The organism is Alteromonas sp. IB21, from assembly GCF_016405965.1.
Lineage (GTDB): Bacteria > Pseudomonadota > Gammaproteobacteria > Enterobacterales > Alteromonadaceae > Alteromonas.
This window is the reverse complement of record NZ_JAEFCD010000023.1, coordinates 27,016-53,753: the sequence shown is the minus strand read 5'-3', so window position 1 is coordinate 53,753 and position 26,738 is coordinate 27,016. Positions and strand designations below refer to the sequence as shown.

19 protein-coding genes are annotated in these 26,738 nt (G+C 45.3%); 5 read left to right on the top strand and 14 right to left on the bottom strand.

Annotation, left to right across the window (positions count from 1 at the left end):
- Positions 1-4: 4 nt before the first annotated feature.
- The 5 genes from JC525_RS15010 to JC525_RS14990 form a co-directional block, all read right to left on the bottom strand.
- Positions 5-1,855, bottom strand: a complete 1,851-nt coding sequence (locus JC525_RS15010) for an ABC transporter permease (RefSeq protein WP_198816545.1) — start codon at positions 1,853-1,855, stop codon at positions 5-7.
- A complete protein-coding gene (locus JC525_RS15005; RefSeq protein WP_332874121.1) occupies positions 1,855-3,090 on the bottom strand; it encodes an ABC transporter substrate-binding protein in 1,236 nt (411 codons plus the stop codon). Before JC525_RS15005 ends, JC525_RS15010 begins: the two co-directional genes overlap by 1 nt.
- Positions 3,091-3,274: 184 nt before the next feature.
- Entirely contained in the window at positions 3,275-4,192 is a 918-nt protein-coding gene (locus JC525_RS15000; protein WP_198816544.1) for a DUF547 domain-containing protein, read from the bottom strand.
- A gap of 23 nt (positions 4,193-4,215) precedes the next feature.
- The gene (locus JC525_RS14995; protein ID WP_198816543.1) at positions 4,216-6,369 is read right to left on the bottom strand and encodes an FAD-dependent oxidoreductase; all 2,154 of its coding nucleotides are present in this window, start codon (positions 6,367-6,369) and stop codon (positions 4,216-4,218) included.
- A gap of 15 nt (positions 6,370-6,384) precedes the next feature.
- Complete coding sequence (locus JC525_RS14990) at positions 6,385-8,724, bottom strand: TonB-dependent receptor (protein ID WP_198816542.1); 2,340 nt, start codon at positions 8,722-8,724, stop codon at positions 6,385-6,387.
- 167 nt (positions 8,725-8,891) lie between these two features.
- On the opposite strand from JC525_RS14990, the gene JC525_RS14985 reads away from it, so the two are divergent.
- Entirely contained in the window at positions 8,892-9,302 is a 411-nt protein-coding gene (locus tag JC525_RS14985; RefSeq protein WP_198816541.1) for a hypothetical protein, read from the top strand.
- 115 nt (positions 9,303-9,417) lie between these two features.
- On the opposite strand, the gene JC525_RS14980 is transcribed toward JC525_RS14985, so the two are convergent.
- Positions 9,418-9,882: an EVE domain-containing protein gene (locus JC525_RS14980; protein WP_198816565.1), complete on the bottom strand. Its 465-nt coding sequence runs from the start codon at positions 9,880-9,882 to the stop codon at positions 9,418-9,420.
- A 233-nt stretch (positions 9,883-10,115) separates the two neighbouring features.
- Between JC525_RS14980 and JC525_RS14975 the strand changes: the two genes are divergently transcribed.
- Positions 10,116-12,494, top strand: coding sequence for a YgiQ family radical SAM protein (locus tag JC525_RS14975; RefSeq protein ID WP_198816540.1), 2,379 nt, complete (start codon positions 10,116-10,118; stop codon positions 12,492-12,494).
- 138 nt (positions 12,495-12,632) lie between these two features.
- Here JC525_RS14975 and JC525_RS14970 read toward each other — a convergent pair whose 3' ends face one another.
- The 3 genes from JC525_RS14970 to JC525_RS14960 all read right to left on the bottom strand — a co-directional run bounded on the left by JC525_RS14970 (position 12,633) and on the right by JC525_RS14960 (position 16,044).
- The gene (locus JC525_RS14970) at positions 12,633-13,052 is read right to left on the bottom strand and encodes a hypothetical protein (protein ID WP_198816539.1); all 420 of its coding nucleotides are present in this window, start codon (positions 13,050-13,052) and stop codon (positions 12,633-12,635) included.
- Positions 13,052-14,707 (bottom strand): S41 family peptidase, encoded by a 1,656-nt coding sequence (locus JC525_RS14965; RefSeq protein WP_198816538.1) that lies wholly within the window; start codon positions 14,705-14,707, stop codon positions 13,052-13,054. The genes JC525_RS14970 and JC525_RS14965 overlap by 1 nt, the downstream gene beginning before the upstream one ends.
- Before the next feature lie 272 nt (positions 14,708-14,979).
- A complete protein-coding gene (locus tag JC525_RS14960) occupies positions 14,980-16,044 on the bottom strand; it encodes an SMP-30/gluconolactonase/LRE family protein (protein WP_198816537.1) in 1,065 nt (354 codons plus the stop codon).
- Between the two features lie 212 nt (positions 16,045-16,256).
- On the opposite strand from JC525_RS14960, the gene JC525_RS14955 reads away from it, so the two are divergent.
- A complete protein-coding gene (locus tag JC525_RS14955) occupies positions 16,257-16,835 on the top strand; it encodes a demethoxyubiquinone hydroxylase family protein (protein ID WP_198816536.1) in 579 nt (192 codons plus the stop codon).
- A gap of 372 nt (positions 16,836-17,207) precedes the next feature.
- Here JC525_RS14955 and JC525_RS14950 read toward each other — a convergent pair whose 3' ends face one another.
- The 5 genes from JC525_RS14950 to ahpC all read right to left on the bottom strand — a co-directional run bounded on the left by JC525_RS14950 (position 17,208) and on the right by ahpC (position 22,104).
- Positions 17,208-18,677: a PepSY-associated TM helix domain-containing protein gene (locus JC525_RS14950; RefSeq protein WP_198816535.1), complete on the bottom strand. Its 1,470-nt coding sequence runs from the start codon at positions 18,675-18,677 to the stop codon at positions 17,208-17,210.
- A gap of 10 nt (positions 18,678-18,687) precedes the next feature.
- Positions 18,688-19,224: a hypothetical protein gene (locus JC525_RS14945; RefSeq protein ID WP_198816534.1), complete on the bottom strand. Its 537-nt coding sequence runs from the start codon at positions 19,222-19,224 to the stop codon at positions 18,688-18,690.
- A 9-nt stretch (positions 19,225-19,233) separates the two neighbouring features.
- The gene (locus JC525_RS14940) at positions 19,234-19,557 is read right to left on the bottom strand and encodes a hypothetical protein (RefSeq protein ID WP_198816533.1); all 324 of its coding nucleotides are present in this window, start codon (positions 19,555-19,557) and stop codon (positions 19,234-19,236) included.
- A 226-nt stretch (positions 19,558-19,783) separates the two neighbouring features.
- Positions 19,784-21,373 carry an alkyl hydroperoxide reductase subunit F gene (gene ahpF / locus JC525_RS14935; RefSeq protein ID WP_198816532.1) on the bottom strand — a complete coding sequence of 530 codons (1,590 nt, stop codon included), beginning with the start codon at positions 21,371-21,373 and terminating at the stop codon, positions 19,784-19,786.
- A gap of 173 nt (positions 21,374-21,546) precedes the next feature.
- Positions 21,547-22,104 carry an alkyl hydroperoxide reductase subunit C gene (ahpC, locus tag JC525_RS14930; RefSeq protein ID WP_442859559.1) on the bottom strand — a complete coding sequence of 186 codons (558 nt, stop codon included), beginning with the start codon at positions 22,102-22,104 and terminating at the stop codon, positions 21,547-21,549.
- Between the two features lie 318 nt (positions 22,105-22,422).
- Here ahpC and JC525_RS14925 point away from each other — a divergent pair, with 318 nt between their 5' ends.
- Together JC525_RS14925 and JC525_RS14920 are read left to right on the top strand one after the other, a co-directional pair.
- Positions 22,423-23,751 carry a DUF2252 family protein gene (locus JC525_RS14925; RefSeq protein WP_198816530.1) on the top strand — a complete coding sequence of 443 codons (1,329 nt, stop codon included), beginning with the start codon at positions 22,423-22,425 and terminating at the stop codon, positions 23,749-23,751.
- Between the two features lie 307 nt (positions 23,752-24,058).
- Entirely contained in the window at positions 24,059-26,650 is a 2,592-nt protein-coding gene (locus JC525_RS14920) for an ExeM/NucH family extracellular endonuclease (protein ID WP_198816529.1), read from the top strand.
- The last annotated feature ends 88 nt before the right edge of the window (positions 26,651-26,738 follow it).

The following is a 26,738-nucleotide window of genomic DNA, read 5'->3' as shown; positions in this document are numbered from 1 at the left end:
TGAATTAAACCCTTTTTGTTCTCGTCTTAATACTAGCCTTGGGCTTTTTCCGCACTGGATCTGCTGAAACATTACTGAGACTATCTGACATGGGAGTTTGTCCGCCTCGCTTTCTCATAGCAAATACAGGTATGTACCAGGCAATCATAAAGCCAATAAGCGGCAATATTGCTTGCATGATCACATATACCGCGGTGAGACGCGTGCTGCTACCCGCTACCGAGGCAACCGCTTCTGTGGTGATGGTAGGGAGCGTACCGCCTGACGCCAGTAAAGTAGGTAAATATTGGCTAAAGCTAATCGCTAGACCTAACGCCCACGCCACCATAATAGCGTTAAACAACGATGGCAGCTTAACATGGTAAAATACCTGCCACGGTGTTTTGCCCAAGCTCTGCGCTACCATGGCGTATCGATTGTCGAACTTCCTATACGCCACTGCCATCGATAAAAACACGTAAGGGACCACATAAACCATGTGCGCTATATAGGTGTGAAACCATACGGCATTTTGAAAGACAAGCTGCTGGAACCACACCAAGCCATATAAAAACGCAACGCCAGGTACTAATAAGGGCAAGAAAAGAGATAGGGAAAATATATTCGAAGCATAAGCATGCGCTGGCTTTAACTGCTCGCTTTCAAGGGTAAATATAACCAGCACCAACGCGGTTGTGCTAACCAGCAGACCAAGAAGTAAGGTATTAATAAGCGGTGATGCCAGTGCGCTTATTGCCGTTTTCCAATGCAATAATGTAGCGCCGTCCGGCACTAATAAAGGAAAGTTCCACTGCTTCGCAACGGAGTACGCAACCATCGTGTAAATCACCGCGCAGATTAAGATGATGTAAAGCGCTATGACGGCAAAGCCACATAGTCGGAAGGCTTTATCGGCAAAATAGCGATTACCTTTTGAAAGGCTGCGCTTACCCATGTAATTAACGATGCGTTCAATGCTCAAAAATAACAGCACAGCCACCGCTGATACCGCCACTTGCACTACCGCAGCGCTGCTTGCCAGCAGTCGCATAGACAAATCAATGTGATTGAACCAATGCATAATGGCGACAGCCAAGGTGCTTGGGCTGTTCGGCCCTAAAATGAGCGGAATTTCAACATTTGAGGTAGCGAAGACTAATACCGCTAATATGGGCAATTTGATTTGCGAGTAAATCGTCGGCAGCACCAGCTTGAAAAAGCTCGCTATGGGCGAGTAACCTAACGCCGCACCCACGTTTACATAACCTTTCAGTTTCTTTTTCACCAGCGGCTGAGACATGACGCTCAGCGTCATTAAAATAATAAACGGCAGCTCTTTCAAGCTGAGCGCGAGAAGCACACCAAACCCAATACTGTCATAGAGTATCGCTGCTCCAGTAGACGCCGGCAGTGCTGTTTCATTAATCAGCGGTGTCTCGCTGACAAAGAGATTTGTGAAAGCATAACTAAAATACCCACTCAAGCGCGTGCCAATTGCAGTAAATATACCAGATGGACTTAGAACAAATAATAAAGCAATGGCGGCGGCTGCATGGGGAAATACGAGAAACGGGCTAAGCACACCCTGAATTTTTCCAAGCAGGGAAGATTGATAAAACGCAGCTAGAATGCAGAACGCGGCTAGCACGGCTAAAAGCGTTGAGCCCAAGCCTGTAAAAAGCGATAACGCCATCATTTTCCAAACATCAGGGAGTGCGAATAACGTAGCAAATACGTCGGTGGAGAAAGCATTAGCGCCGATAGCCGGAAAATAACCCAACGCAGGAAATAACACCCCTACCAGCCCTGCCAATACAGGCACGCACAGTACTAACAGTAAACACCAGCGCGCAACAAGTGTAACGTGAGTAAACATTAGTAGCGTGCTCCATAGCGTTCAAACCAGGCTTCACGCAGCGCGTCGGTCCAGCTAGCGTGTGGTTCAGCTAACAGTACCGTTGACTGTGATTTGTCGAGGGCAGATTTGTGCACGGTATCATTTTTAAAAAGCATAGCTTGTGCTTTTGAAAGGGCTGCCATATCCAGCACCGTATCGTCGCCCCACACCGCCAACTTTTGCTTTTCGGCTTGTGCTTCTGGCGAAAGCAAAAAATTCACCACCGTTTTTGCTGCTGCTTTGTTATTCGAGTTATAGGTCAACCCCACAAAATGTACGTTGGCAAGGCTGCCGTCTTGCATGGCATAGGTGCGCACATCGTCAGACAAATCAAAACGGTTAACGGCCGATGGAATTTCAGCGGCAGTAAATGAAAACGCAAGCGTTAACTCTCCAGTGCCAACCAGGCGCTGCAGCTGCGACGCTTGACGAAGCATATATTCCCCTTGCCGCCACATATTTGGGTGTATTTTGTCCAAATAAGTCCAAAGCGCGGGCAATACAGCCTGCAATGATTGTTCAGTGACGGGTTGATAGAAGAGAGGTTGTTTGTCGCCGTTAAGAGCAATGGCTGCGTATTTAATAAAGCTAATGCCTAAATAATCGTTGGGCACAGGGTAAGTGAATCGCCCTGGCGCTTTTTGTGCAAACCGGAGTAATTCACCAATGGTTTGCGGAGGCGTAACATTTAACGCCTTCATGTGCGCGCTGCGATAGTAAAACACCATTGACGCTTTACCCCATGGCGCTTCCATACCAAGTGTGGCTTCACCAAAGTCGGTTACCATAGCTGGGTTCTTTTTAGGGTTGGTTAGCGCAAAATTATTCAATTCGTCAACCCAACTTCGGGCAAGCAAGCCGTGTTTTTTCATTGCGGCAAAGTTTTCGCCATTTATCCATATCAGATCCACACTACCGTTGTCGTGATTACCAGCCGCTTTTTCTGCCAATACACGGGACACGGCGTCGCTGGTATCAGCTAACTTAACGTGCTGCATTTCAATATTAAAACGCTGATTAACTTGCTCGGCAATCCATTGCAAATAACCATTTACTTGTGCACTTCCACCCCATGCATGAAAACGCACTTGAGGCTTTTTGGAGGAGGAGTTTAATTCAACGTTTTGATCCGCGATGCGTTGAGGTGATTCATAGTCGGCATCGCTCTTAGCAATAGAAGACGCGCTAAACGACATGCTGGTAATTAACAACACCTTTAGCAGCGTTTGAAAATGAGGAAGCGCGCTAAGACCGTAGTGACAAAAAACCTTCTGGAAAAACCGATAAAACCTAGGTTTATCATGTTGTGCTATTTCCCTTGAATAGGGCAGCCCTATATAAAAGAATGAATACGGGCTACAACCGTTTTTATCGGAACGTTTAAAGTTGACCAAAGCGCTACTGGGTATCATTAAGCGCCCAGTCATAATCTAAGAATTCAATTTCTGCTTTTTCCTGCTCAAGGGTTAAAACCTGCGGCTCCGATAGATTCAGTGCATCTTTATATAACAATAAAAATTGGCTTAGATTTTCTGTGTTTACGTTTTTAGCACCTTGCCAACTTTCGCTTTCACGCCCTGCATTATTTTCAAAATCCTCGCCGTACCAATCGAAAATTTTAGATAGCTTCAAGGTATTGCCGTCCATTCTGTTGCGAGACGTATCAGCCAAAAAACGTTGGGTTTGTGCGTCAAGCTGGCTGTCCAGCTTTTCGCCAACATAAGCTTCTTCACGCAGCGCGGGGCAACCAATGCTGGCGCAGTTAACGGCAAAGTGAATGCGTGGCTCATTGTATCCTTTCGTGTTTTGACTTTGACCGCGAATAAATTCGTGCTCTATTTCGTCTAACGTCAGCGTTTTACCCAACAGTGGCGCAACTTCTTTTTTCCATGGCGATGAGAAAAAGCCGCCTAAATCGCGAATAGAGTCTAAGTCTGGGTATTGGGTAAGAATAAGATCAATGGTGTACGCATTGTAGGCATTGATAAGAAACGCCAGTTGGTCGGCCTTGCTCCAGCTGTCAAAGGTACTTTTTTCTACCTTAGCTAAGCTATTTAAATACTGGGTTAAACGGGCCCTATTTTGTTTAAACCCGTCGTAATTAACCTGCGTACTGGCACCATTATCGATGGTTTTCACATGCTCGCTTAGTAACGCACTAAACGGTTCGTGTAGATTGTTGTTTTCTTCAAGTACAGCTTCATCTGACAGAACTGAAAAGCTCGCGCTCGCCGCAAGCAGCATAACGCTGCTTGCGGCTAATCGACCTAATTTTTTAATAGCCACTATTTTTAAAAAGGCAGGTGCGTTTGTCATCGCTAGTCCTTTTGTCACCTCTACTATCCTCTGCGCCACGTATGGAATTTCTCTACGTAGTGAAGTAGTTTTTCAGGTGCATTGGCCCGCTTCCAATTGCCCGCAGCGTACTTTGCGCCTTCAGCCCACGTTGGGTAAGCGTGAATAGTGCCAAGAATTTTGTTAAGCCCTAGATCATGCTTCATTGCGATAACAAATTCGGCAATTAAATCACCTGCATGTTCAGAGACCACAGTCACGCCCAGTATCTTGTCTTTACCTGGCGGAGTAAGCACCTTTATAAACCCTTTACGCGCACTTTCGGCAACCGCGCGGTCAAGCTCAGCAAATTCGTAGCGCGTTACTTCTACATCGATATCTTGTTCTGCGGCATCTCGCTCACTTAAACCAACCCTGGCCACTTCTGGGTCGATAAACGTCGTCCAAGGAATAACGCGATAATCCACTTTAAACTTCTTAAACGTGCCGAAAAGCGCATTAACGGCCGCATACCATGCCTGATGTGCGGCAACGTGGGTAAATTGATAAGGCCCTACTACATCGCCAGCGGCAAAAATATTCGGCATAAGGGTTTGCAAGTATTCATCGGTTTCAATGGTTCTATCAAATTGAATACCTAAATCTTCAAGACCAAAACCATGTAAACGTGCTTTTCGCCCGACAGCCACAATGACTTCGTCATAAGCAATGGTAGATTCAACACCTTCTTTTGCTACCACAAGCACTTTTTCGCCATTCTGTTGCCCAAAGCTAAGTGCATCATGAGAGGTTAATACGTTAACGCCACTCTCACGCAGTACAGATTCTGCGTATTCAGCCACGTCTGCATCTTCGCGGCCCATTAAGCGCGGGGCCCGTTCAACTTGTGTCACTTCGCTGCCAAGACGTGAAAAGGCTTGAGCTAGTTCACAACCGATAGGTCCTCCACCTAGTACCACTAAGCGTTTTGGCGCGTCTTCAAGCTCAGCAAATTTGGTCCACAAGGTGTCAGAGGTGACATAGCCGCTTTGTTCGATACCAGGTAAGTCAGGTATAAGGGGCGCTGCGCCTGTAGCAACCACAATGTTCTTCGTGGTTAGCGTTTGCATGCCGCCGTCGGTCTTTTTGATTTCCAATGTCCACGGGTCGATGATCTTCGCATAGCCTTTTACGACATCAACTCCCAAGTTAGTGTAACGCTCCACGCTGTCGTTAGGCGCAATTGCCGCTATGACGTCATGCACACGTGCCATCACTTTTTTAAACGACATGGCAGGGACTACTGGCTCTAAACCATAGCTCTCGGCATTGCGCATTTGGTTGGCCACTTTAGCCGTTTTAATTATGGCTTTACTGGGTACGCAGCCGTAGTTAAGGCAGTCGCCCCCCATTTCGCCAGCTTCTACTAGCGTTACTTTTGCTTTCACCGCCGCAGCAATGTAGCTGGTAACCAAACCACCCGCACCCGCACCAATCACCACTAGGTTGCGATCGAACGTCTTCGGTTTATTGTATCCTTTATAAACGCGACGACGATTGACAACCGCCACGATAGCTTTCGCAATCCAAGGGAATATGCCTAAAAGTACAAATGAGAAGATAAGCCCTGGTGAAACAATGCCAGATAAACTGTCTATTTGTGCAAGCTGGGTACCTGCGTTTACATACACAGCAGTGCCTGCGAGCATGCCCACCTGGCTCACCCAATAGAATGTCCATGTTTTAAGTGAGGTTAGCCCCATTAACAGGTTTATTAAAAAAAAGGGAAACACTGGCACTAGGCGAAGCGTAAACAAATAAAACGCCCCTTGCTTTTCTACGCCTTCATCAATCTTTTTAAGCTTTTCTTTAAATTTGTTTCGTACGGTATCGCGCAGGATAAAGCGCGACACCAAAAACGCCAGCGTTGCCCCTACGCTTGAGGCAAACGATACGATAACTAGGCCTTGAACTAGGCCAAACAAGGCCCCTGCTGCCAAGGTTAAAATAGCCGCTCCCGGTAATGACAGAGCGGTTACTGCAACATAAATGGCAAAGAACACACCAATGCTTAACACCGGGTTTTGTGCTATCTGCGCTTGAAACGTACCAAGAGAGTCCTTAATGCCTTGAAGGGTTAAGTAGCTATTTAAATCAAAATAAAAAAAGCTGAATATGGCGGCAACAATAACCCCTAATAGCGCTATTTTCTTAAACATAAAAATCCTTAGCGCTTAGAACGCATACTGCATGGTAACTTGGGCATGACGAGGTACGTTTGGCATCACCAGCGTTGCGCCGAAATACCCACCTTCAAACAGCGGTTGCCAATTTTCTTCATCGGTGACATTGATGACATCTAAACGCAGGCGAAGGTTATCCGTCACTTGATAATCTGCATTGACATCAACCGTGTATTGGTCGCGAATATGCACAGTTTGTAAAAAGTCTAACGGGAATGACTTGGTGTACAGTGCGCTTGCACCCACTTGGAAATCATCAGTAATCTGCCAGCCCGCATTAATTGACGCTATTTGCGGCGGAATACCCTGTATTCGGCTATCTGATGCAGGGAAAGCTGCAAAAGAAGGCGAACCTACTCCAGTACCTTCAATAATGTCGGGGCGGCTGTTGTCAAAGGCGTCAATAACCTGTGCTGTACCTTGGAACGCGACTGAGTCATCAAATCGTGCGTCTAAGTAACTGTAGGCCGCATTTACCCAAACGTCATCAGCTTGATAGAAAACCTGTAGCTCGAAACCTTGGGTTTTGACACCGCTGTTACTGCCATCGCGGTTGCGTAGACTTCGCGTTTGGTCGAACACAGCAGCCTCTGCGTACCAGCTACTGTTTGGCGCATATTTTACGCCCACTTCGTACAAAGTATTTTCAGTGGCAAAGTTAAGCGGGTTAATCTCGTTATTACCGCCTAACACCGTGCCCCCCGCCATACTGTTGGATGTCGCGTCGTTCTCTGAAAACGCGGCATATATATTCACATCTCCCGTCAGCTTATAAACTGCACTTAACTGATAGCTGGTTAATGTATCACTGTACGAATCTGAAGCCGCTTCAACACCAACAGGCGCTAATGGGTCACGTGCGTCAACGTCGTAGTAATCGACACGCACGCCAGCAATAGTAGAAAACTTGTCAGTCCATGCAGAACGCTGTTGAAGTGCTAAGCCTGTTTGCCATGCGGTAGAGTCGGTGGTGTCTGACAGATTAAAATCGCCGCTCCCATCACCATCGATATCATATTGCGCACCCGGTGACACGAATACACCTGGTCGAAGCTCGACTAAGCGCGCTTTTTGAGCGTCGGTAAGCGGAATAACGCGATTGGAGATAGGCCCGGTCAAATCAATCGGATTGTCGGCCTCAGTAGTAAATTGACTGTAGCCCAATACGTCGTTGTAGCGAAGCGCTAGCCCAACCGTCGTGGTCTGACTATCGCTCCACGTATAATCAAGCTCAGTGCGGTTTTCAAACGTGTCAGCACCATCAATGATCTCTACAAAGCTGTTTTGCGCAATTTCTTCGCGCTCTAAGTACTGATAATACGTAATGTTGCGAAGGGTAGCGTTATCGGCCAATTTGTATTCTACGTTACTTCGAATAACCGTAGTTTCAGCACCGTTGATGTCATCAGGATTTGTAAATACACGGTTACGAGGAATAACAACTTCACCGGTAGGAGAAATAATAGCACCAGCACCAGGCACGGAACTACCATTTGGCTGAGTGCCTTGACCGGTAATATAAACGCCGTTATCGATAAGGTCTTGGGTTGGGCGGTTTATACCTGCGTTATCTGGGTAATCTGTATCGTAATATTCAGCGCTGATATCCCAGGTCAGTGCATCGCTCGGCTTATAGCGATAGGCCACAAATAAGTTAGTACTTTCCCGCTCCGCAAAGTCATAAAAACTGCCGTGATCTAAGTACTCTGCACTAAAGCGAACCCCACTTTTACCTTCTTCTAATGCTGTAGCGTAATCGACTTGCGCTGAATACTGATCCCAGCGCCCCGCGCGAAGGGTAGCTTTACCGTTGCTTTCTGTGGTAGGCGCAACCTTAGTTTGAAGGTTTACAAAGCCACCATTGCGTTGGGTACTGCCAAATAGCACTGGCGATGGCCCTTTTACCACGTCTATTTGCTCAACGCTGTTAAACGACAACGGCAAACCAAAGCCGTTATTGCCAGCTTGTCGACGTACGCCATCTTGAAAAAGCTCGCCGAGTTGGCCCCGTATACTGGGCAAGCTCGGCGTACCAAAGCCGCTAGAGGCGTATGCATTGGGCGCGGCTTTTACTATGTCGTGTAAATCGTTAATATTAAGTGCTTCGATGGCCTCTGCCGACAGCGAAGTTACCGCACGCGGGGTCTCCGCTGCACTTAAACCACTACCAAAAATGCCTTTTAGTGTGTTGTCGCCGGGGTTGAGCGTGTTTGAAGTTTGCTGGTTGCCCGTGACTTCAACCACCTCAATATCTGATACGTCTTGAGCATAGAGCGATTGACTGATGGCAAGTGCGAGTGTGCTAAGCGCAAGGCCGATTACTTTTTTCATTAACAGTTCCGTATTTATATTTCTTATTCGACAAGACCGATACGCATCACAAAAAATTTCAGCACATTTAATTTTCAAAAAAATATTAAAAAACACAGTATTAATTGAAATTTTTAGTTTGAACGGTCGTTCTAGTATGCTTGCACTATTATACCTTTGAAGCATGTATGCAAAAAAACACCGATATTCAAAAACGACTCCAGTGGTCGTTACTTTCTCTTCGCATCACGATTTTTATTGTTATGTTTGTTTGGACCGTGGATAAATTTGTTAACCCCGCACACGGCATGGCCATTTTCGAAAAATTCTATGGCATCGGCGGCGTACCTGAAGTCGCTGTTTACATTATGGGCGCATTACAGCTTGCCTTGGTGTTGTCCTTTCTAGCGGGCCTTGCGAAAAAATACACCTACGGACTTATTTTTATTCTGCACGGTGGGTCAACCCTTTCTTCATTTCCGCAGTATCTAGACGCCTTTAATCACTTACTGTTCTTTGCCGCATGGCCAATGTGGGGCGCGTGCTTTGCGCTTTTCTTGCTGCGCGATGCCGATACAAAATTTGCCTTTGGCAAATAATGATTTTTTGTCGAAGCGAACTGCATGTTGTTAACATGCGAGATTAACTTATTGGAATTACCTCAATGCTTTTGCATTTTTTATAACAAGGCAGCCACGCTCATGCGCATTTGATCTAGCCTTTGGCAGCAGCATAAAGTTGCTGCCACTCAGCCTCTTCTACAGGCATAATCGACAGTCTTCCGCCTTTCTTTACTAAAGGCAGTTCAGTAATACCTTCCATACTTTTAATCACTGAAAGCGGAAGTACGCTGGAAAACTTCTCTGCAAATTTCACATCAACGCGATACCAACGAGGGTTTTCTTCGCTGGACTTAGGGTCGTAATATTTTGATTCAGGGTTAAACTGTGTGATGTCTGGATAGCCGTCTTTTACCACTTCGGCAACGCCTGCAATACCTACCTCTTTACAACTGGAATGATAAATAAATACTTTATCACCCCGTTTTACACCGTCTCTAAGAAAGTTACGGGCTTGGTAATTTCTTACCCCATCCCACGGTTCCGTCTGATCAGGTCGACTTGCTAAGTCGTCGATAGAAAATGCATCGGGTTCTGTTTTAAATAGCCAATACGCCATAGTGATATTGTTACTCTTAATTTTGTGTACGTGCACTAATGTGTACTTATCTGGGACATCTTGCACAGACATCGTCATTACAGTCTTTCAGTTAATGTGAGTATACAAAGCTATTTTATTTAATGACAGCGCTATACCTTAGCGCGGCCAAGACTGCTATAATTGCGTACTAATTCTGAGCTTCTGCCTACTTTTAGTTCAGCAACTCCCTGATTTATCAAGATGTGATTACTATGCAAGCCACCATTAAGGCCGATCGCGGTCTATTTTCCTACCCTAAATATTGGCCACACTGTTTGGGTACAGCACCGTTTCTACCCATGTCAAAAGAGGAGATGGATGCGCTTGGCTGGGACAGCTGTGACGTTATTTTGGTAACGGGCGATGCGTATGTGGATCACCCAAGTTTCGGGATGGCGGTTATCGGTCGTGTACTAGAAGCCCATGGGTTTCGCGTTGGCATTATTGCTCAGCCAGACTGGACCAGCAAAGACGATTTTATGAAGCTGGGCAAGCCCAACCTGTATTTCGGTGTAACAGCCGGCAATATGGATTCCATGATCAACCGCTATACGTCAGACAAAAAGCTTCGTCACGACGATGCCTACACGCCAGGCAATGTGGGTGGTAAGCGCCCTGATCGCGCGGTCACTGTGTATTCACAGCGCTGCCGTGAAGCGTTTAAAGGCGTACCTGTTATTGTTGGCGGCATTGAAGCCAGCTTGCGTCGCATTGCTCATTACGACTATTGGAGCGAAAAAGTACGCCGCTCTGTGTTATTCGATTCTAAAGCCGATATGCTCTTTTTCGGTAACGCAGAACGACCTCTGGTTGAAGTTACCCACCGTTTAGCGGCAGGTGAAAACATTGCCGATTTGCGCGACATTCGCGGTACCGCCATTATTGTTAAAGAAGCCTTACCTGAGTGGCAAGGCGTTGACTCTACATCACTCGATAGACCCGGCAAAATAGACCCAATCTCAAGCCCCTACCAGATGGAGCCTGAGTGCGACTCGCAGGAGAAAGACAACAAAAGTAGCGAAGCCCCAGAAGCCTCTCCTATTGTTATTCAGCCTGCGCAGAAAGAAAAAGAAAAGCGCAAGCCTTGGGAGAACGTGTACGTTAAGCTGCCTGCGTATGAAACGGTAAAAGACAACAAGGTGTTGTACGCCCATACGTCGCGTATCTTGCATCAGGAAACTAACCCGGGTTGTGCTCGCGCGCTCATGCAGCGCCATGGCGACAGACACATTTGGATTAATCCACCTGCCATGCCGCTTGAAACGGAAGAGATGGACGCTGTGTTTGATTTGCCCTATCAGCGCGTGCCCCACCCTGTATATGGCGACGCCAAAATACCTGCATACGATATGATTCGTTTCAGCATTAACATTATGCGCGGGTGCTACGGTGGCTGTACCTTCTGCTCCATTACCGAACACGAAGGCCGTATTATTCAAAGCCGCTCTGAAGACTCTATTATTCGTGAAATTGAGCAAATACGCGACACCGTACCTGGCTTTACTGGCGTAATTTCAGATTTAGGCGGACCAACAGCGAATATGTATCGTCTACGTTGTAAGAGCCCGAAAGCCGAGGCCACCTGCCGCCGACCCTCTTGCGTGTACCCAAGTATTTGCGCGCATATGGATACCGATCACAAGCCGACTATCGACTTATACCGTCGCGCTCGCGAATTGCCGGGTATCAAAAAGATTTTGATTGCATCAGGCGTGCGTTATGACTTAGCGGTAGAAGACCCAGAATATGTGAAGGAACTAGCTCTTCACCACGTGGGCGGCTATTTGAAAATAGCGCCAGAGCACACTGAAGACGGCCCGCTTTCAAAAATGATGAAGCCGGGCATGGGCAGCTACTACCGCTTTAAAGAATTGTTTGATAAATACTCGCAAGAGGCGGGCAAAAAGCAATACCTCATCCCTTACTTCATTGCATCGCATCCGGGCACTACAGACGAAGATATGTTAAGCCTTGCTATTTGGCTTAAAGAAAACAAGTTTAAACTCGATCAGGTACAAAACTTCTATCCGTCACCCATGGCGACGGCTACAACCATGTACCATACCGAGGTAAATTCACTTCGCAAAGTTAATAAAGATAGTGAAGAGGTGCCTTCTGCTAAAGGCGAAATTCACCGTCGATTGCACAAGGCGATGTTGCGATACCATGACCCTAAGAACTTTGCGCAAATTCGTGAAGCGCTTAAGCGTATGGGGCGTGAAGATTTAATTGGCCGCGGCCCTCAACACCTTGTTCCACCAGAAACGGCGGATGAAAAGCGCCAAAAAGCGCAAAAAGGCCGCCGTGGTGAACGCGCGCTCACCAAACATACTGGACTTCCTCCTACCTTTCAGGGTAAAAACGGTAAAGGTAAAGGCCGGGACGGCAACACTTTGAACAAAAGTCGCCGAAATTCAAATGCGAACACACAGGGTCAAGACAACACGCAAGAACAATCCAATGGCAATTCCGCTAAAAGAAGCGGAGGCAAGGCCGGCCATCGAAATGGGACCAATTCGTCGAAGGCGAAAAACGGCAGTGATAACAACCGTAGCCGCTCCCAAAAGCAGCCGAGCATGCACAAACGATAAAGTAAAAAAAACGCCCGATGTTTTAAAACATCGGGCGTTTTTCTTTTTGTCTACTTACTGCTTCTCACTGCCTTTCGCTTTTTAGCACTAAACGTTTTGCAATAAACCTGTGTGTTATGGCACACAATAAGTTATGCATTACGCTTTTTCATTGACGTAACACTTCACGTTTTCAAGCTCGGCTAACGCTTCAGTTTGATCATTTCGAAGCAGACACTGTTCACCATCGCTAAGCAATGTAAAGCTAAACACAGGGTTATCGTGCCTTCCTTCAATGGGTAGCCCCCTGCTATCTAGTTTTGCTTTTCGTTCAATCGTAACACTTGAAGTTTCATTAAAAGCATTAGTTGCAATAGTAATGCGAGTACCGCCAAACCAATTGCTGATCGTGTCCTCAATGGTTTGCTTTTCGCTATCGCTAATAGATGTAGCCAGTGCCTTTTGCAACCTAATATCCTTGGTAGTAGCACAACTCGCTACCGACAAAAGAGACGCTGACAGCAGAACCAGAGCAACAAATGACGTTAGCTGCCCTGCTCCTCTATTATTCAAACCCATTATTTTCGTTCCTGAATAATTGGCTGATTAATCTTATTTTGTAGAACAAAGTTATTCCTGCGCGTTTCCGGTGTATCGATAGGAATAAGCGTTTCACCTGCCAATGTACTTTGGTCACTACGCAACGCTTTTATGTCGGCTATTCCGCTACCCGACACCACTTCAGGGCACGAGCCAGTAACAGCATAAGATAACGTTGCAGCTAACATACCTTCCTCTGGGTTGCCTAAGCTTGTGGTAAAGTCATCCTCAACTTCACACCCAGGCAGTTCAAAGTCAAAATTAGGCGTGGCGGTTGGCATAAAGCCATCTGCATAGTCGCCAAACCCTTTATTATTTACCCCTTGGAACTGAATAGTGAAATAGGTCTCACCGCAGTTATCCGTAGGATAAAAGCCGTATGGCTTACCACAGGTTGTAGAACCAATCTGCACTACCTCTACGTCTATACCGCGAAGGGCATTCATTACTGCTTCGCTGGCTGAGCAAGTGGCGTCCGTTGAGATAACGTAAACTCGCGTCAGTGATAGGCTTGGAAGCAGTGTATTAGTAAGTATGCCTTCGTTATAATCGATAACGGTGCTGTAGAATGGCGTTGGACTAATAGTCTGCCCTGTTACCGGATTGGTCGTTGGGTTCTTGTCGTTAAATCTCAAGGTTTCAAACGTGGCGTTATTGGTTTGACTTGGGCCCGCTACCATATAAGAAAGCTGTGAAGCTAACGCCAAACGTCCGCCTCCGTTGTAACGTAAGTCCATGACGAGTTCAGTCACATTCTGCGCAACAAACGTATTGAAGGCATCAACCAGCCCTTCTTGCGCAGTAACAATAAAGCTATTGAATTGAAAATAACCTACTTTACCGTTATCAGTATCCAGTACTTTAACATTTTGCACTGGCGTTATACTGATATTATCAGACGTAATATCTGCGGCTAGCGTGGTGCCGTCAACCAGTTCAAACTCAAAGCTTGTGGTTGTCCCAGCATCATCAGGAAATAATCCATCGTTGATAGCATCCACGCCTTGTTGAGTATTATCGTTTACAAAATCAACGCCGTTTATACTCACAACCTTGGCGCCTCGAGGTACGTTTGCTGATGCAGCAGGCGAGTTTGGCTCGGTGAATCGAACGGTTAGCTCTCTTGGCACCGTGGTAGAACCGAATTCCCAACTAAATCCAAAGCCCGATGATATCCCTGATTGGGATAGCTCGTTGTATTCAGCCGTGTCTTGTGAAAAATGAAAATTATCTTTTGCCGTGCCGCTTGGCGTTAATTCGTTTGTTTTAAGTTGATCGAAGTACGCCAATACGGAGAAATTTTCAGGATCGTTATCATCGACTTCATCGTACCAAAGGTAGGTATCGTTGGTCCAAGAACGCAGCCACAGCTTTTCATCCATTGCGGTACCTTGGGTATCTGGATAAGCACTTCCAGTGAAAGGATCTATACCGCTTCTGGGGTTTTCACATTTCGCGATAAATTGAGATTGTGGCTCGTACACGCCAGCTTCCCACTCCGGTTCACTTGTGACAGGCGTAGTTGGTGTCGTGCCTACGGGGGACGTGTTAGACGAGCCACCTCCTCCCCCGCATCCCGCTAGGAAAGAAATCGTCACCGCTAATGCAACTGAAGAATACACATACGCTTTCATTGGTTTAACAGCCCTTATTTTAAATGGCTAAACAAGGCCAACAGCTCAATACTTAAACAATAGCATAGCCGATAATGACATATCCTTATAAACCTAACTATATAACAAAATTTTAAAATATTTCTAATTGTAAAATGAACGAGCATTAGCGGAAGAATATTTCCAGGGTCTTCGGTCAACTGGCTAAGTCACCTTTATATATAGCAATTTATCAAGCTTTCCCTAACGCTCCTTTTAAATGGCTTCAAAATAGACTTGCATTGATACGGTTTTTACCGCAAAAGCCCCACGTTGTGCGCCGTAAGACTGCTAATATAAAGCCCCTCCTTGGTTTTGATCGCACCTGTTACGAAGGGGAAAGCGCCCGTTGGGTCTTGCCAACTTTCTTCTATCTCACCGTTTTCGCTTATTTTAACGAGATGGCCATAAGGCTGTCCTTGAGGACGCATAAAGCCTGGAAGGCGCTGTACTATTTTTCGAATAAATGGTTTATCAGAAAGTATATCGACGGGGGCTGAGCGCGGCGACGCAAGGCCAATGTAGTAGCTGCCACTTTCCGCACGGCTGATGTTATCTGGAAAGCCAGGCAAGTTATCGATAAGCACGTCTACTTGCCCTTTATTTGGTCCCTCCAGCCAATAACGCAGTACCCTGTATTTCCCGGTTTCGTTAACCAGTATCGATTGCTCATCGTGACTAACAGCAACACCGTTCGCAAACACCAACTTATCCATGAGTATTGCGCTATTGCCAGTATCGGGGTTGTACTCAATTAACCTGCCATTACCTTTGTGTTCGAATATTTCAAGCAAGCTAGCCTTTAGGGTACCGCCGTAATCCATAGCCGGAAATTTTGTGGTCGCGTCGGTAAAATATATTTTACCGCTTCGGGCAATATCTACATCGTCTGCGTAAACAACGGGGCTATCGTTCACGTTGTCAACCAGCACAGAGACTTCGCCTGCTGAATTTATCTTAAGTAAACCAAGGTGGGCGTCAGCGACAAGAAGATTTCCTTTACTGTCGTATTCTATGCCTAAGGGACGACCGCTCGTATTTACCCAAGGGTTAAACGCGCGTTCGCCTTTTTTCTTCAAAAGAATAGCGCCTGAGTGGCTTGATGTTGCTAAGGTGCCATTTTGATTCAACGCGAAATCTTCTGGCCCATAGTCGTTGCCCATGTCGACTAGTGTCAACTCGGATAGCCGTGTGTTTTGCGCGAATTTACCCTCAAAGCCCTTATTTTCTGGTGCTTGCCATGCAACTGGCTCTATAGGCACAGGCCATAGCAGCAAGTAAACGGTGAATAGTGAAAGGACACACCACACTGCTTTCATTTGTTTTATCTCATGAGTATTTAAGTTGCATTAAAGCCAAAGTAACAAGCAATCATACAACTTACTGCTTTCGTTTTTTAATAGTGAACTATTAATCAAGTTGTTGAGTTTCGCATGTAGCGCCATAACCTATCCGTGCATTACAATTTCGTAAAGTGGCATCTTTAAATGGCTGTTATGCGTTTTAAAATAAAACGTTGTTGGGGTACACCATGCCATTTTATTCAAAAGTATTGGAAACCTCCTGCGCAAAGCACATAGACAAAGAGTTGCGTGCAAGCCATGCAGGAGAAACCGGCGCAGTATGGATATATCGCGGCGCAATCTGTGCGGAGTTTTTATTAAGCCTTTTTGTTATCAGAAATAGACCGAGCAAAACAAAGCCGTTTATTCATGAGCATCTTAGGACAGAAAAAAGTCACCTCGCTATTTTCGAGCACGAGATGCCGCTCTTTAGAGGTAGTTTTCTATTACCAGCATGGGTAGCCGCTGGTTTTTTTACCGGTTTATTGCCGAGATTATTGGGTCACAATTGGTTTTTCTACACCATTTACTGTGTGGAGCAGTTCGTAGACAAACACTACGAGAAACAATGTAGCAATATGACAATGTTACCAAACCCTCCTTCTAACGTTTTAAACCGCTTTAAACAGTGTCAAATTGACGAGCAACATCACAGAGACGAGGCACTGTCACTTATGACCCAACAGCCCACGTTGTTTATGACATTGTGGGGGAAGCTGGTAGGTTCAGGCTCATCACTTGCGGTTGCAATAGCCAAGCTGATTTAGGCTCAGATAAAGTAAAAAGCGCTAAGTACTAATTTTTAAATATTTTAGTTTCAGGGTTAAACAATTTGGGTAAAAAGGAAAGGTTGAGGCCTTTGAAACCCTGCGACAACTGCGGGGCTGAGGCTGATGTACAATACAGAATTAGAAGCAATAATAGCGAGAGCTGGCAAATAGTTTGTAAAGCATGCCAAGAAAAAGCTAAAACACTGACAGGCTATATCTACGGTGGGACATGGAAAAGAAAAAAGCGTAACTAGTCGCCGAGACCGTGGTGCAACACAGTTAAAGTTTCTAGTTATGCTCTTTACATTTTTATTAGAAAGCACCACGTGGTGGTCTAACAATAAAGGCCCCTTGTCAAAGGTTTACACTTTAGCTGTGACTCGCCTCGTAAAGGTTAGGTTTCGCTTCACTTTTGTTCGTGGCCTGACTCGTTTTTTCTTGCTTTATCAAAGTCAGTGCACGCCAAATACTCCACAGTACATAAATTGTCATAGGGAGATTTAATTGCAGTGAAGAAACCGTGAGTGTTGCGTTCCCATGAACCAATGTGTAGACAACAAGCAGCGCCAAAACACTTAAACCTGATATAAATAGCCATACCGGCTTTGTGAGTGATTTGATGCCAACGGTGAGTGCAATATTCAGTAACATTACACCCCAAAATACCGCAATCAATGAGCCAGCAAATAACATATCTGCCACCGCCGTTAACGCCAACGCGCTAACGCTACCCCATACAATGCTATACCATAGACGACTCGCTAATGGCGGATGGGCTTTTTTGGACAACCAAATTTCCATACCCGAGACACAAAGCATGGTCAGCATTACGCCTAAAATAAAGTAAAGCCATTTACTAAGCAGGCCAGCAAAGTCGCCAAAGTGGAGTCGATACATTGACCATAACAACTGCTTCCCCCACTCTCCGTGTTCGTAGCCCGCAACACCGATAAAGTTTCCGGCAGTGTCAAAGCGATAGCCTTCAGCGTAAATCATTCTGTTCGGCGCTTTCGCGTAAATTTCAATAAATTGCTCTGGCTCACCGACTTCGTGGACGGTTAGAAAAATGGGCGACTTTTCTGGTGCCAAAGTTTTCATTTGGCCAAACGCTTTGGCTATAGCTGGCTCACCGCTTTGCGGCGAAAGCACCGGATCTGGTGTGAAAATTTGGTCGACGACTGCATCTCTGTCGCCACCGTAATTTATCGCAGCAACTAACGTTAAAATGATACCGGCCAAACCAAAGTAAGTACCGCTAATGCCGATGATCAAATGAAACGGCGCGGCCCATAAACCAAAACGATTGTGTAAATCGATTTGCGCCTGCTGTCCGTTGCCACCTCTTCGCAATTTGAATGCATCTTTTGCAATTCGTTTATGTGCAATAATGCCTGTGATCACCAGAGTACAGATTATGGCACCTAAGGCACTAACTAAAATCATTCCCCAACTATGCGGCAGGTTCAGATATAGATGAAGATCAACCAGCATCTGAGTAAAGGACACGCTTTCCTCTTCCAGCAAATTACCTTCGCCATCAGCGAAATACGCTACGTGGTCATTTTCAACGACCAACCGGGGTATATCGGATGTAGGAAACACAACAAAGAGATGGTGAGATTCTTCTGTATGTTTTGCTAAAAAGCTATCCATAGCTTTTTCAACCGCCTCTGGTGAGACATTTTCCATCTCTTCAATATGAGGTTGCTCCCAACGCTCGAACTCTAGATGAAAAACCGCAATAGTGCCTGAAAGGCATACTAAAAAAAGGAGTACACTTAAAAAAACACCAGCCCAAGTGTGTGCGTTTAATGCATTTTGTTTTGTAACTTTATCCATCGATATCCACCTACATGGGCAAGAAAACAAGTATTGGTAGACAAAGCGCAGCTAAAACGGCGTATATACCAACAACTTTGAATTTGTGACTAGAAGCGAGGTAGTGATAAACAATAAGCCCCCACAAGACAGGTAAAAGAATGGTTCCAGTTGCCAACTTTCCAGCAATAGTAAATGGAAGTAACGCACAAACCCCAAGGGTAATTAGCACGCTAATTACCAGCAAAATGACCATTACAACAAGGTAATTGGTAACATTTGCTATAACCGCACCACGGGAAAAATCTAAACTTCGGGGCTGAGGTACGTTTTTAGGTTGAGGAAGTTGTACTTGGTTAAATGCAATGAATGACCACACTAGTAACGCTGGAATACACAGTGCGTACAACAAACCAAACTCCCATCCTTGTGCATAAGACCAGCACACTGTGGAAACCAACCAGAAAGCTATGCCCACATAGAGATAGCTTGGTAATTGAGCACGCCAACTTTTATATACGGCCACCAAGGCTGCAAGTGATAAGCCACCTGCTGTTATTGAAAGCATGAGTATTCCTTAAAACGAATAGGTAAGCGACGCGTTCAGTTTTTTATAGAACCAAGGAAGAATTTTCCCCTCCATGTAAGTCGCTGACTGCAACAGGTTCAATGCTCTTTTTTGCTTTAAATCTAACGCTGTCTTGATGGAAATTGTGCGTGCAAGCTCCACAATAGGCGTATTGGTCTTCGTTGCGCTAAACGGGCTTCGTTTGGCGACAACTTCGACGTTTTCGATAGTGATTTCGTCTGCGAGATCATCAGTATTAACGCTGAGTTCTTGTGCAAAAAGCGGTGAATTCAAGAGCGTAGATAGAGGCAAATGTAAAACTGTTCTGTTCATGCGCGTTGTCTGTCTTATAGTTTTAGCGAGAGAGCACTGTTTTTATTATTCTTAAAACCAAGTGCTTAATACTTACGCCTACGTTAACAAACTTTAAGCCTAATGAGAACAGATATCATTTACATTTTCAATTATGATTTGGACTAATGGTATTTTGAGTAATAAAAAAGCCGAACTTACTGTGTAAGTTCGGCTTCTCTTTTGTGCTAAGTGCTGCTTCTTTAAGTTATGCTGCTGCGCTTTCGCTTTCGGTTTCGACCACTTCATGGCTCAACAAGTATTCAAAAGCTGCAAGTGAAGCTTTAGCACCCTCACCCATTGAAATAACAATTTGCTTATAAGGCACTGTTGTAACGTCACCAGCCGCGAATATGCCGGGTTCAGATGTATGGCATTTAGCATCCACGATAATTTCGCCATACTGCGTCATGTCTACCGTGCCTTTCATAAACTGGCTGTTTGGCACCAGTCCAATTTGAACAAACACACCTGCAAGTTCACGTGTGTGCACTTCGTTGGTTGAGCGGTCTTGATACTCAATGGCATTCACTTTGCCATTTTCGGCTGTAATCTGTCGCGTTGCCGCATTTTTGATAATGGTAATATTATCTCGTTTTTCGGCTTGGTCGATAAGCACTTGGTCTGCTTTAAGTTCTGGCATAAACTCAAACACGGTTACCGATTTAACAATACCTGCTAAATCAAGTGCAGCTTCAATACCCGAGTTACCACCACCAATCACGGCAACGTCTTTCCCTTTGAAAAACGGACCATCACAGTGCGGGCAGTAAGCTACGCCATTACCGATATTCTCTTTTTCGCCAGGTACCCCCAGCTCTCTCCAACGAGCTCCCGTAGCAACAATAATACTACGCGTTCGGATCTGCTCCCCAGATGATAGTGTAATAGTCTTAATATTACCCTGCTCAATACTGTCTACGCGAACGTGCTCTTTAAGCGTAATGTCATAATCACGAACGTGTTCCATCAAATTACCAACAAGCTCTGGGCCTGTGGTTTTAGGCACTGAAATTAAGTTTTCGATGCCCATAGTATCTTTAACCTGACCACCGAAAGTCTCTGCAACTACAGCAACCTTTAAACCTTTACGGGCGCTATATATGGCAGATGCTACGCCAGCAGGACCACCACCTATTACGGTTACATCCTGTAGCGGCAGTACTTCACCCTTGTTCGCCTCTTTAAGGCTAGGGTCGCGCTCAATCAGTTTATTGATAAGTACTGAAGCATCAACTTTACCGTTCGCAAATAGTTCGCCATTAAGATATACGCTAGGTACACCTTGAATGTCACGCTCTTGAATTACGTTTTGGTAAAGGCCGCCATCAATCATCTCAGTTTTAATGTTTGGATTTATCAACGCAAACTGGTTTAGCGCCTGAACCACTTCCGGACAATTGTGACAGCTTAAGCTGATGAACACTTCGAAATTAAGGGGTTCGCTGACCGCCTTAACCATTGATTTTACGCTGTCATCTAGTTTAAGTTCAGTACCCGCTGCGTGAAGCATAGCAAGTACGAGAGAATTAAATTCATGGCCTCCAGGGATGCCCGAGAAGCGTATCCCTGTATCTTCGCCATCAGCCTCAAGTAAAAAGCTGATAGAGCTACGTAATTCGCCGTTGGTTTCACGTTCTTCAACGCTTAGTTTCTCGCTTACGGAAGCAATGTCGGACAGAAACGTAACAAGTTCTTCACGCTTGCTATGTTCACCGGTCTGCACGACAAAGGTTACGTTTTTCTGCATTGATTCTGCATACGACTTCAATGCTTGTAAAATTTCTTTAGTTAACACGGTTAATCTGCCTTATTTTCGACACGCCGATCCCCGCTAACCTTTGAGAAGGTCAACTCTTAAGCGGAAATTGGAATTTAACAACAGGGAGTGGAGGCCCACTCCCTACTAACGGATAACCTAGTATCTTAACTGCCAGATAGTGCTGACATACTAGGCTTTAAGCACGTTACTTAGATTTTGCCTACTAGGTCTAGTGAAGGAGCAAGTGTTGCTTCACCTTCTTTCCATTTAGCTGGGCACACTTCGCCTGGATTGTTTGCAACGTACTGCGCTGCTTTAACCTTGCGTACTAGGTCGTCTGCGTCACGACCGATACCTTCAGCAGTGATTTCCATCGCTTGAATGATACCTTCTGGGTCAACAACAAACGTTGCACGATCAGCAAGGCCCATAGTTTCACGCATACAATCAAAGTTGCGAGTGATTTCACCGGTTGGGTCGCCAATCATTGCAAACTTAATCTTGTTGATTGTGTCTGAAGAATCGTGCCACGCTTTGTGAGTGAAGTGAGTGTCAGTTGATACTGAGAATACTTCAACGCCACGAGACTGAAGCTCTTCGTACTTGTCAGCGATATCACCTAGCTCTGTTGGGCAAACGAATGTGAAGTCAGCTGGATAAAATACGAAAACTGCCCATTTACCTTTGATGTCTTCACTGCTTACATCTACGAACTCGCCGTCTTTAAATGCAGTTGCTTTGAAAGGTTTAATAGCAGTATTGATCAATGCCATGTTTAATTCTCCATTTGGTTTAAATTAGTCGCAAGCATAGTGCATGCGATTACAATTTTACGTTTATTGTAAGAACAAAGTTTTATGCTTTTGTGAAGTTACTCACAAAGGTTAAAAATCTTGCCCTTCGAAACTGGTGATAAGAATAGCGCGCTCTGTCAAAAAAAACTAATTGGTAAATATGAATCGCTTAATCAGATTATTGAATTGAAAAAATAACCGCGTATTCAAAATTGACAAATTACACTAACAACAGTAGGTATGGGCTTAATACTGAATTTAAAGACTCGTTCAAAATATATCGAGGAATAAATGTCTGACCATAGACTTCAACACTTAATTAACACCATTACGCGGGTTGACGGGCAAAAACCGTCTCCTCGCCATTCAAAACATCAAAAAATGGCGACAAGTCCTTTTGTTTTTTATCGAGGAAGTGCGCAACTTTTTTACGCCGATATAAAAGGCGGAATAATCAGTATTCCAAAAGAATGTGAAGCAGTGCCGCTCACCAGTGTTATGGGAGATTGTCATACTTCGAATTTTGGATTCTTAACCGAAGAAGGTTCACACGGTGATACGGTGATTTTCTCACCCAATGATTTTGATGATGCGTGCGTGGGTCGTGCAGAGTGGGATGTACTTCGCTTCCTTACTTCGTTGCACCTTGCTAAAGTGCACTGCGACGGTGTTGTTGACGGCAGGTATTCGAGTGACGATATTAACCCAACTAAGCCTGTTGTTAGTTTTAAACAAGTCAGTGATGCGCAACTGGCATTTATCGCCAGTTACGTTGAAACATGTGAGCGCGTTGTTGAAAACGCAGCGGTATTGAATGAAGCGGTAGACTATTGCCCTAATGCAGTACCAAGTAAATTGACGAAACTTTATAAAAAAGCAAAGGCGCGAAGCGCAGGAGGCGAGGATTTCCTCACAAAAAGTGCGCTAGCCAAAGCCGTACATTTAGTCGATGATGGTCTGGCATTCAGAACAGATGAAGAAAAATTTTCTTCGTTGAACGAGCACACATATTCAACACTTCTTAACGTCTTCGCCCCCTACATGGATGATGCTGTAGTCGATATTGTGAAACGACATAATGCAGGAACAGGGTCTGTTGATATGAGCCGCTATTACTTTTTAGTCGGGCCTTCAAAACCTCACAATCCGACAAGTTTTGCACATTGCCATATCGTAGAAGTCAAGCAGCAACGCGAGGCTGCTCCCTTGCATTACTTTCCTTCGATAAATCCTGTAAATCGTCTCAATGCGGCTCACCTAACTGCTCGCTGCCAAAGAAGAATGCAGAGAAAACCAGACTTGGTACTAGATGAAGTCATGTTTAACAACGCGCATTACTTAACGCGCTCAAGGCACCACGCCAAAGTAGGTGTAGATCCCCATGATATTGTCATGGGAACCAAAGCGGTAGAGGGTGGCTTCACCTATTTTGCCGACCTTTGCGGCTATACACTTGCATTAGCACACTGTCGTGGCGATAGACGAAGCACACGCTTTGCATCTCATGCAGCAAATACCTTTGGTCAGATTAAAGATTTACTCATAAAAATAGCTAATCTTTATGCAGAACAGGTAGTTGAAGACCATGCGCTATTTGAAAGTATGTTGAAAAACAACTAGCGCTTTTTTTGAGGCGCTTTTCACTTTAAAAAGTAAATGTAGGCTTATTTGTCGTTTATTTTCGTCGTTTGATAAGAAATATAACCATAAGTAAACTTACCTGTAACCATTACACCATTGTTTTATAATGATATTTTTAAAAACAGCTTGAATAAGGTTGAGTCATTCCTACCCATTAGGAATGCCCGTAATGTAGTACCGCAATATAAAATTGCACATCGCAAATGGTTTCGTGCGTCTTCTTCAAAAGCGGTACGAGCAACGCTAAGCGATTTAAAAATAACGAAAACTACAAAGGGAAAATGCCGTGAGAGCATCATTAACTTTATTATCTGCAGGGATCTTATCTGCACTTTCTACCACCTCGGTTAACGCTAGCGATTTAGTTATCAGTGGCGTTATCGATGGACCGCTCAGTGGCGGCGTTCCAAAAGCCGTTGAACTTTTTGTTGTAAACGATATCACCGATCTATCTGTTTATGGTATCGGCTCAGCCAATAATGGTGATGGCACTGATGGAGAAGAATTCACTTTTCCAGCCGGCGCATCTGCAAGTGCTGGAAGCTACATCTATATCGCTTCAGAGGTAGAAGGGTTCACTGCTTTTTTCGGCTCTGCACCCGATTATGACAGCTCATCAATGGCCATAAATGGTGATGATGCTGTAGAGCTATTCAAAGATGGCAGCGTTATTGACACGTTTGGTGATATCAACACCGACGGCAGTGGCACTGCCTGGGAATACCTAGATGGCTGGGCGTACCGTACATCAGGTCAAATCGCAAATGGCGGCAGCTTCGAAGTAGCTAATTGGACTTACAGTGGTGTTGACGCCCTAGACGGCTCAACCACTAACACCGACGCTGCAACCCCGTTCCCAGCGGGCACATTTACCACTGAAGGTGGTGGTGACGTTGTTGTGGTACCAGAAGAGCCAGCTATTGAGCTTGGTATTTGTGGTGCAGACGCAACACTTATCAGTGGTATTCAAGGCAGTGAGAGCAGCTCTGCTGAAGTTGGCAATAGCGTTATTATAGAAGCTATAGTCACAGGCACGCGCGCTGGCGGTTTCTTCGTACAAGAGGAAGTATCAGATTACGACGCTGACGATGCAACGTCTGAAGGCCTATTTGTTGAAGGTTCGGTTGATGTTGAAACCGGTAATCTAGTTCGCCTGTACGGAGAGATAGAAGAAAACTACGGCATGACAACACTTGCTATGGACAGCGATGTAGCCGCACTTGATTGTGGTGCAGTAGGTGCTGTAGCTGCGGTAGAACTTTCTATGCCGTATGAGATTGACCTTGAAACTGTTGAAGGTATGGTTGTTAGTGTGACTGATGCAACAGTAACAAGCACAAACAACCTTTGGCGATACGGTGAAATTGTTGTTAGCGACGCAATTAAACGTCAACCGAGCGACGTGGCGGCCCCCCTGTCAGACGCTTATACAGCGGCAGAAGAAGCTGGCGAGACCAGTCTTCTTACCATCGAAGATAACAGTAGCTCGCAGTACCCGGATGCACTGAATTACTTCCCTGCGTTCAGCTACGCTAACGCCATTCGTATTGGTGATTCGGTTTCTGCAGCGGGTCCACTAAACTATAGCTTTGGCACTTACAGAATTAATCCTAGCGACATTATTGAGGTAACCTCAACCCGTGAAGCTAACCCTGTTGTTTCAGAAGGTAATCTATCCATTGCCACCTTTAACGTACTCAACTACTTTAATGGCGAAGTAGACGAAAACGGCGATGTAACGTTTGATTATGACCAAAACCGTGGCGCTAGTGATGCAGTGGCGTTTGAATTGCAGCAAGGTCGTATTGTTGAAGCTATCGTAAATCTAAACGCAGACGTTGTCGGCTTAATGGAAATCGAAAACGATGGCTTCGGTGAAGATAGCGCCATTCAATCTCTTGTTGATGCCATCAACGCTGAACTTGGTGAAACCGAACAATACTCATTCATCGCTACCAGTGATGGCAGTGAAATCGGTACGGATGCGATAACCGTTGGCTTGTTGTACAAAGCTGCTGTAGTAGCGCCAGAAGGTGACGCGATGGTTGTGGCTATGCCAGAGCAGCAGGTTGATGAAGATAGCCTGGCACGTATGCGCCCAAGCCTTCTTCAATCTTTTACTCATGCAGAAAGCGGCAAATCATTCCTTGTTGCCGTAAATCACTTTAAGTCAAAAGGTGGTCAATGCGCTGAAGACGCAGTAGAAGCTCCGTCTGAAATAACTATGATCCAAGGCAGCTGTAACGCACTTCGCGTATCGGCAGCTATTACACTAGGCAACGTATTAAGTGATGAGAGCCTGCCAGAGCGCAAGGTTATCTTAGGCGACTTTAACGCGTATAGCGCTGAAGACCCTGTTGCAGTGCTAACCGATTACACACCTGAATCTCGTGGATACACCATTACCACCGCGGTTAACACAGGTATGGATGAAGGCGCTTCAGTAGAAGTTGAGTCTGGCTTCGGCTATCACAATCTAGCTGAAGAATTTGATGCAGACGGCTTCTCATATTGGTTCTACGGTACTGAACAAGTAGGTAGTTTGGACCACGTACTAGCAAGTGAAGCTATGCTTGCAGATGCAATTGACGGTACACACTGGAACATCAACTCTGTTGAAGCATATCAACTACAGTACGATCAAGCACTTCGTTATTATGCGGATGAAGACGGTTACGCGTTCACTGATGTAGGTCCATTCAGAAGCTCAGATCACGACCCTTTTATAGCTACCTTTGACCTTCAGGCAGACGTTGTTGAGGAAGAAGTGGTCAACGATGACAGCTCAGGCGGCGCTATGGGAGGAATTCTTGCATTGCTAGCCGCAATGATAGGCTTTCGCCGTCGTCAGAGTAGCCTTAAAGCGCAGAAGCAATAATCACTAACTATCACCGCTATTAGCCATTTTTAGCGGAATATGTTGCTAAAAAGCTGCCTTAATTGGCAGCTTTTTTAATAGCGTGTGA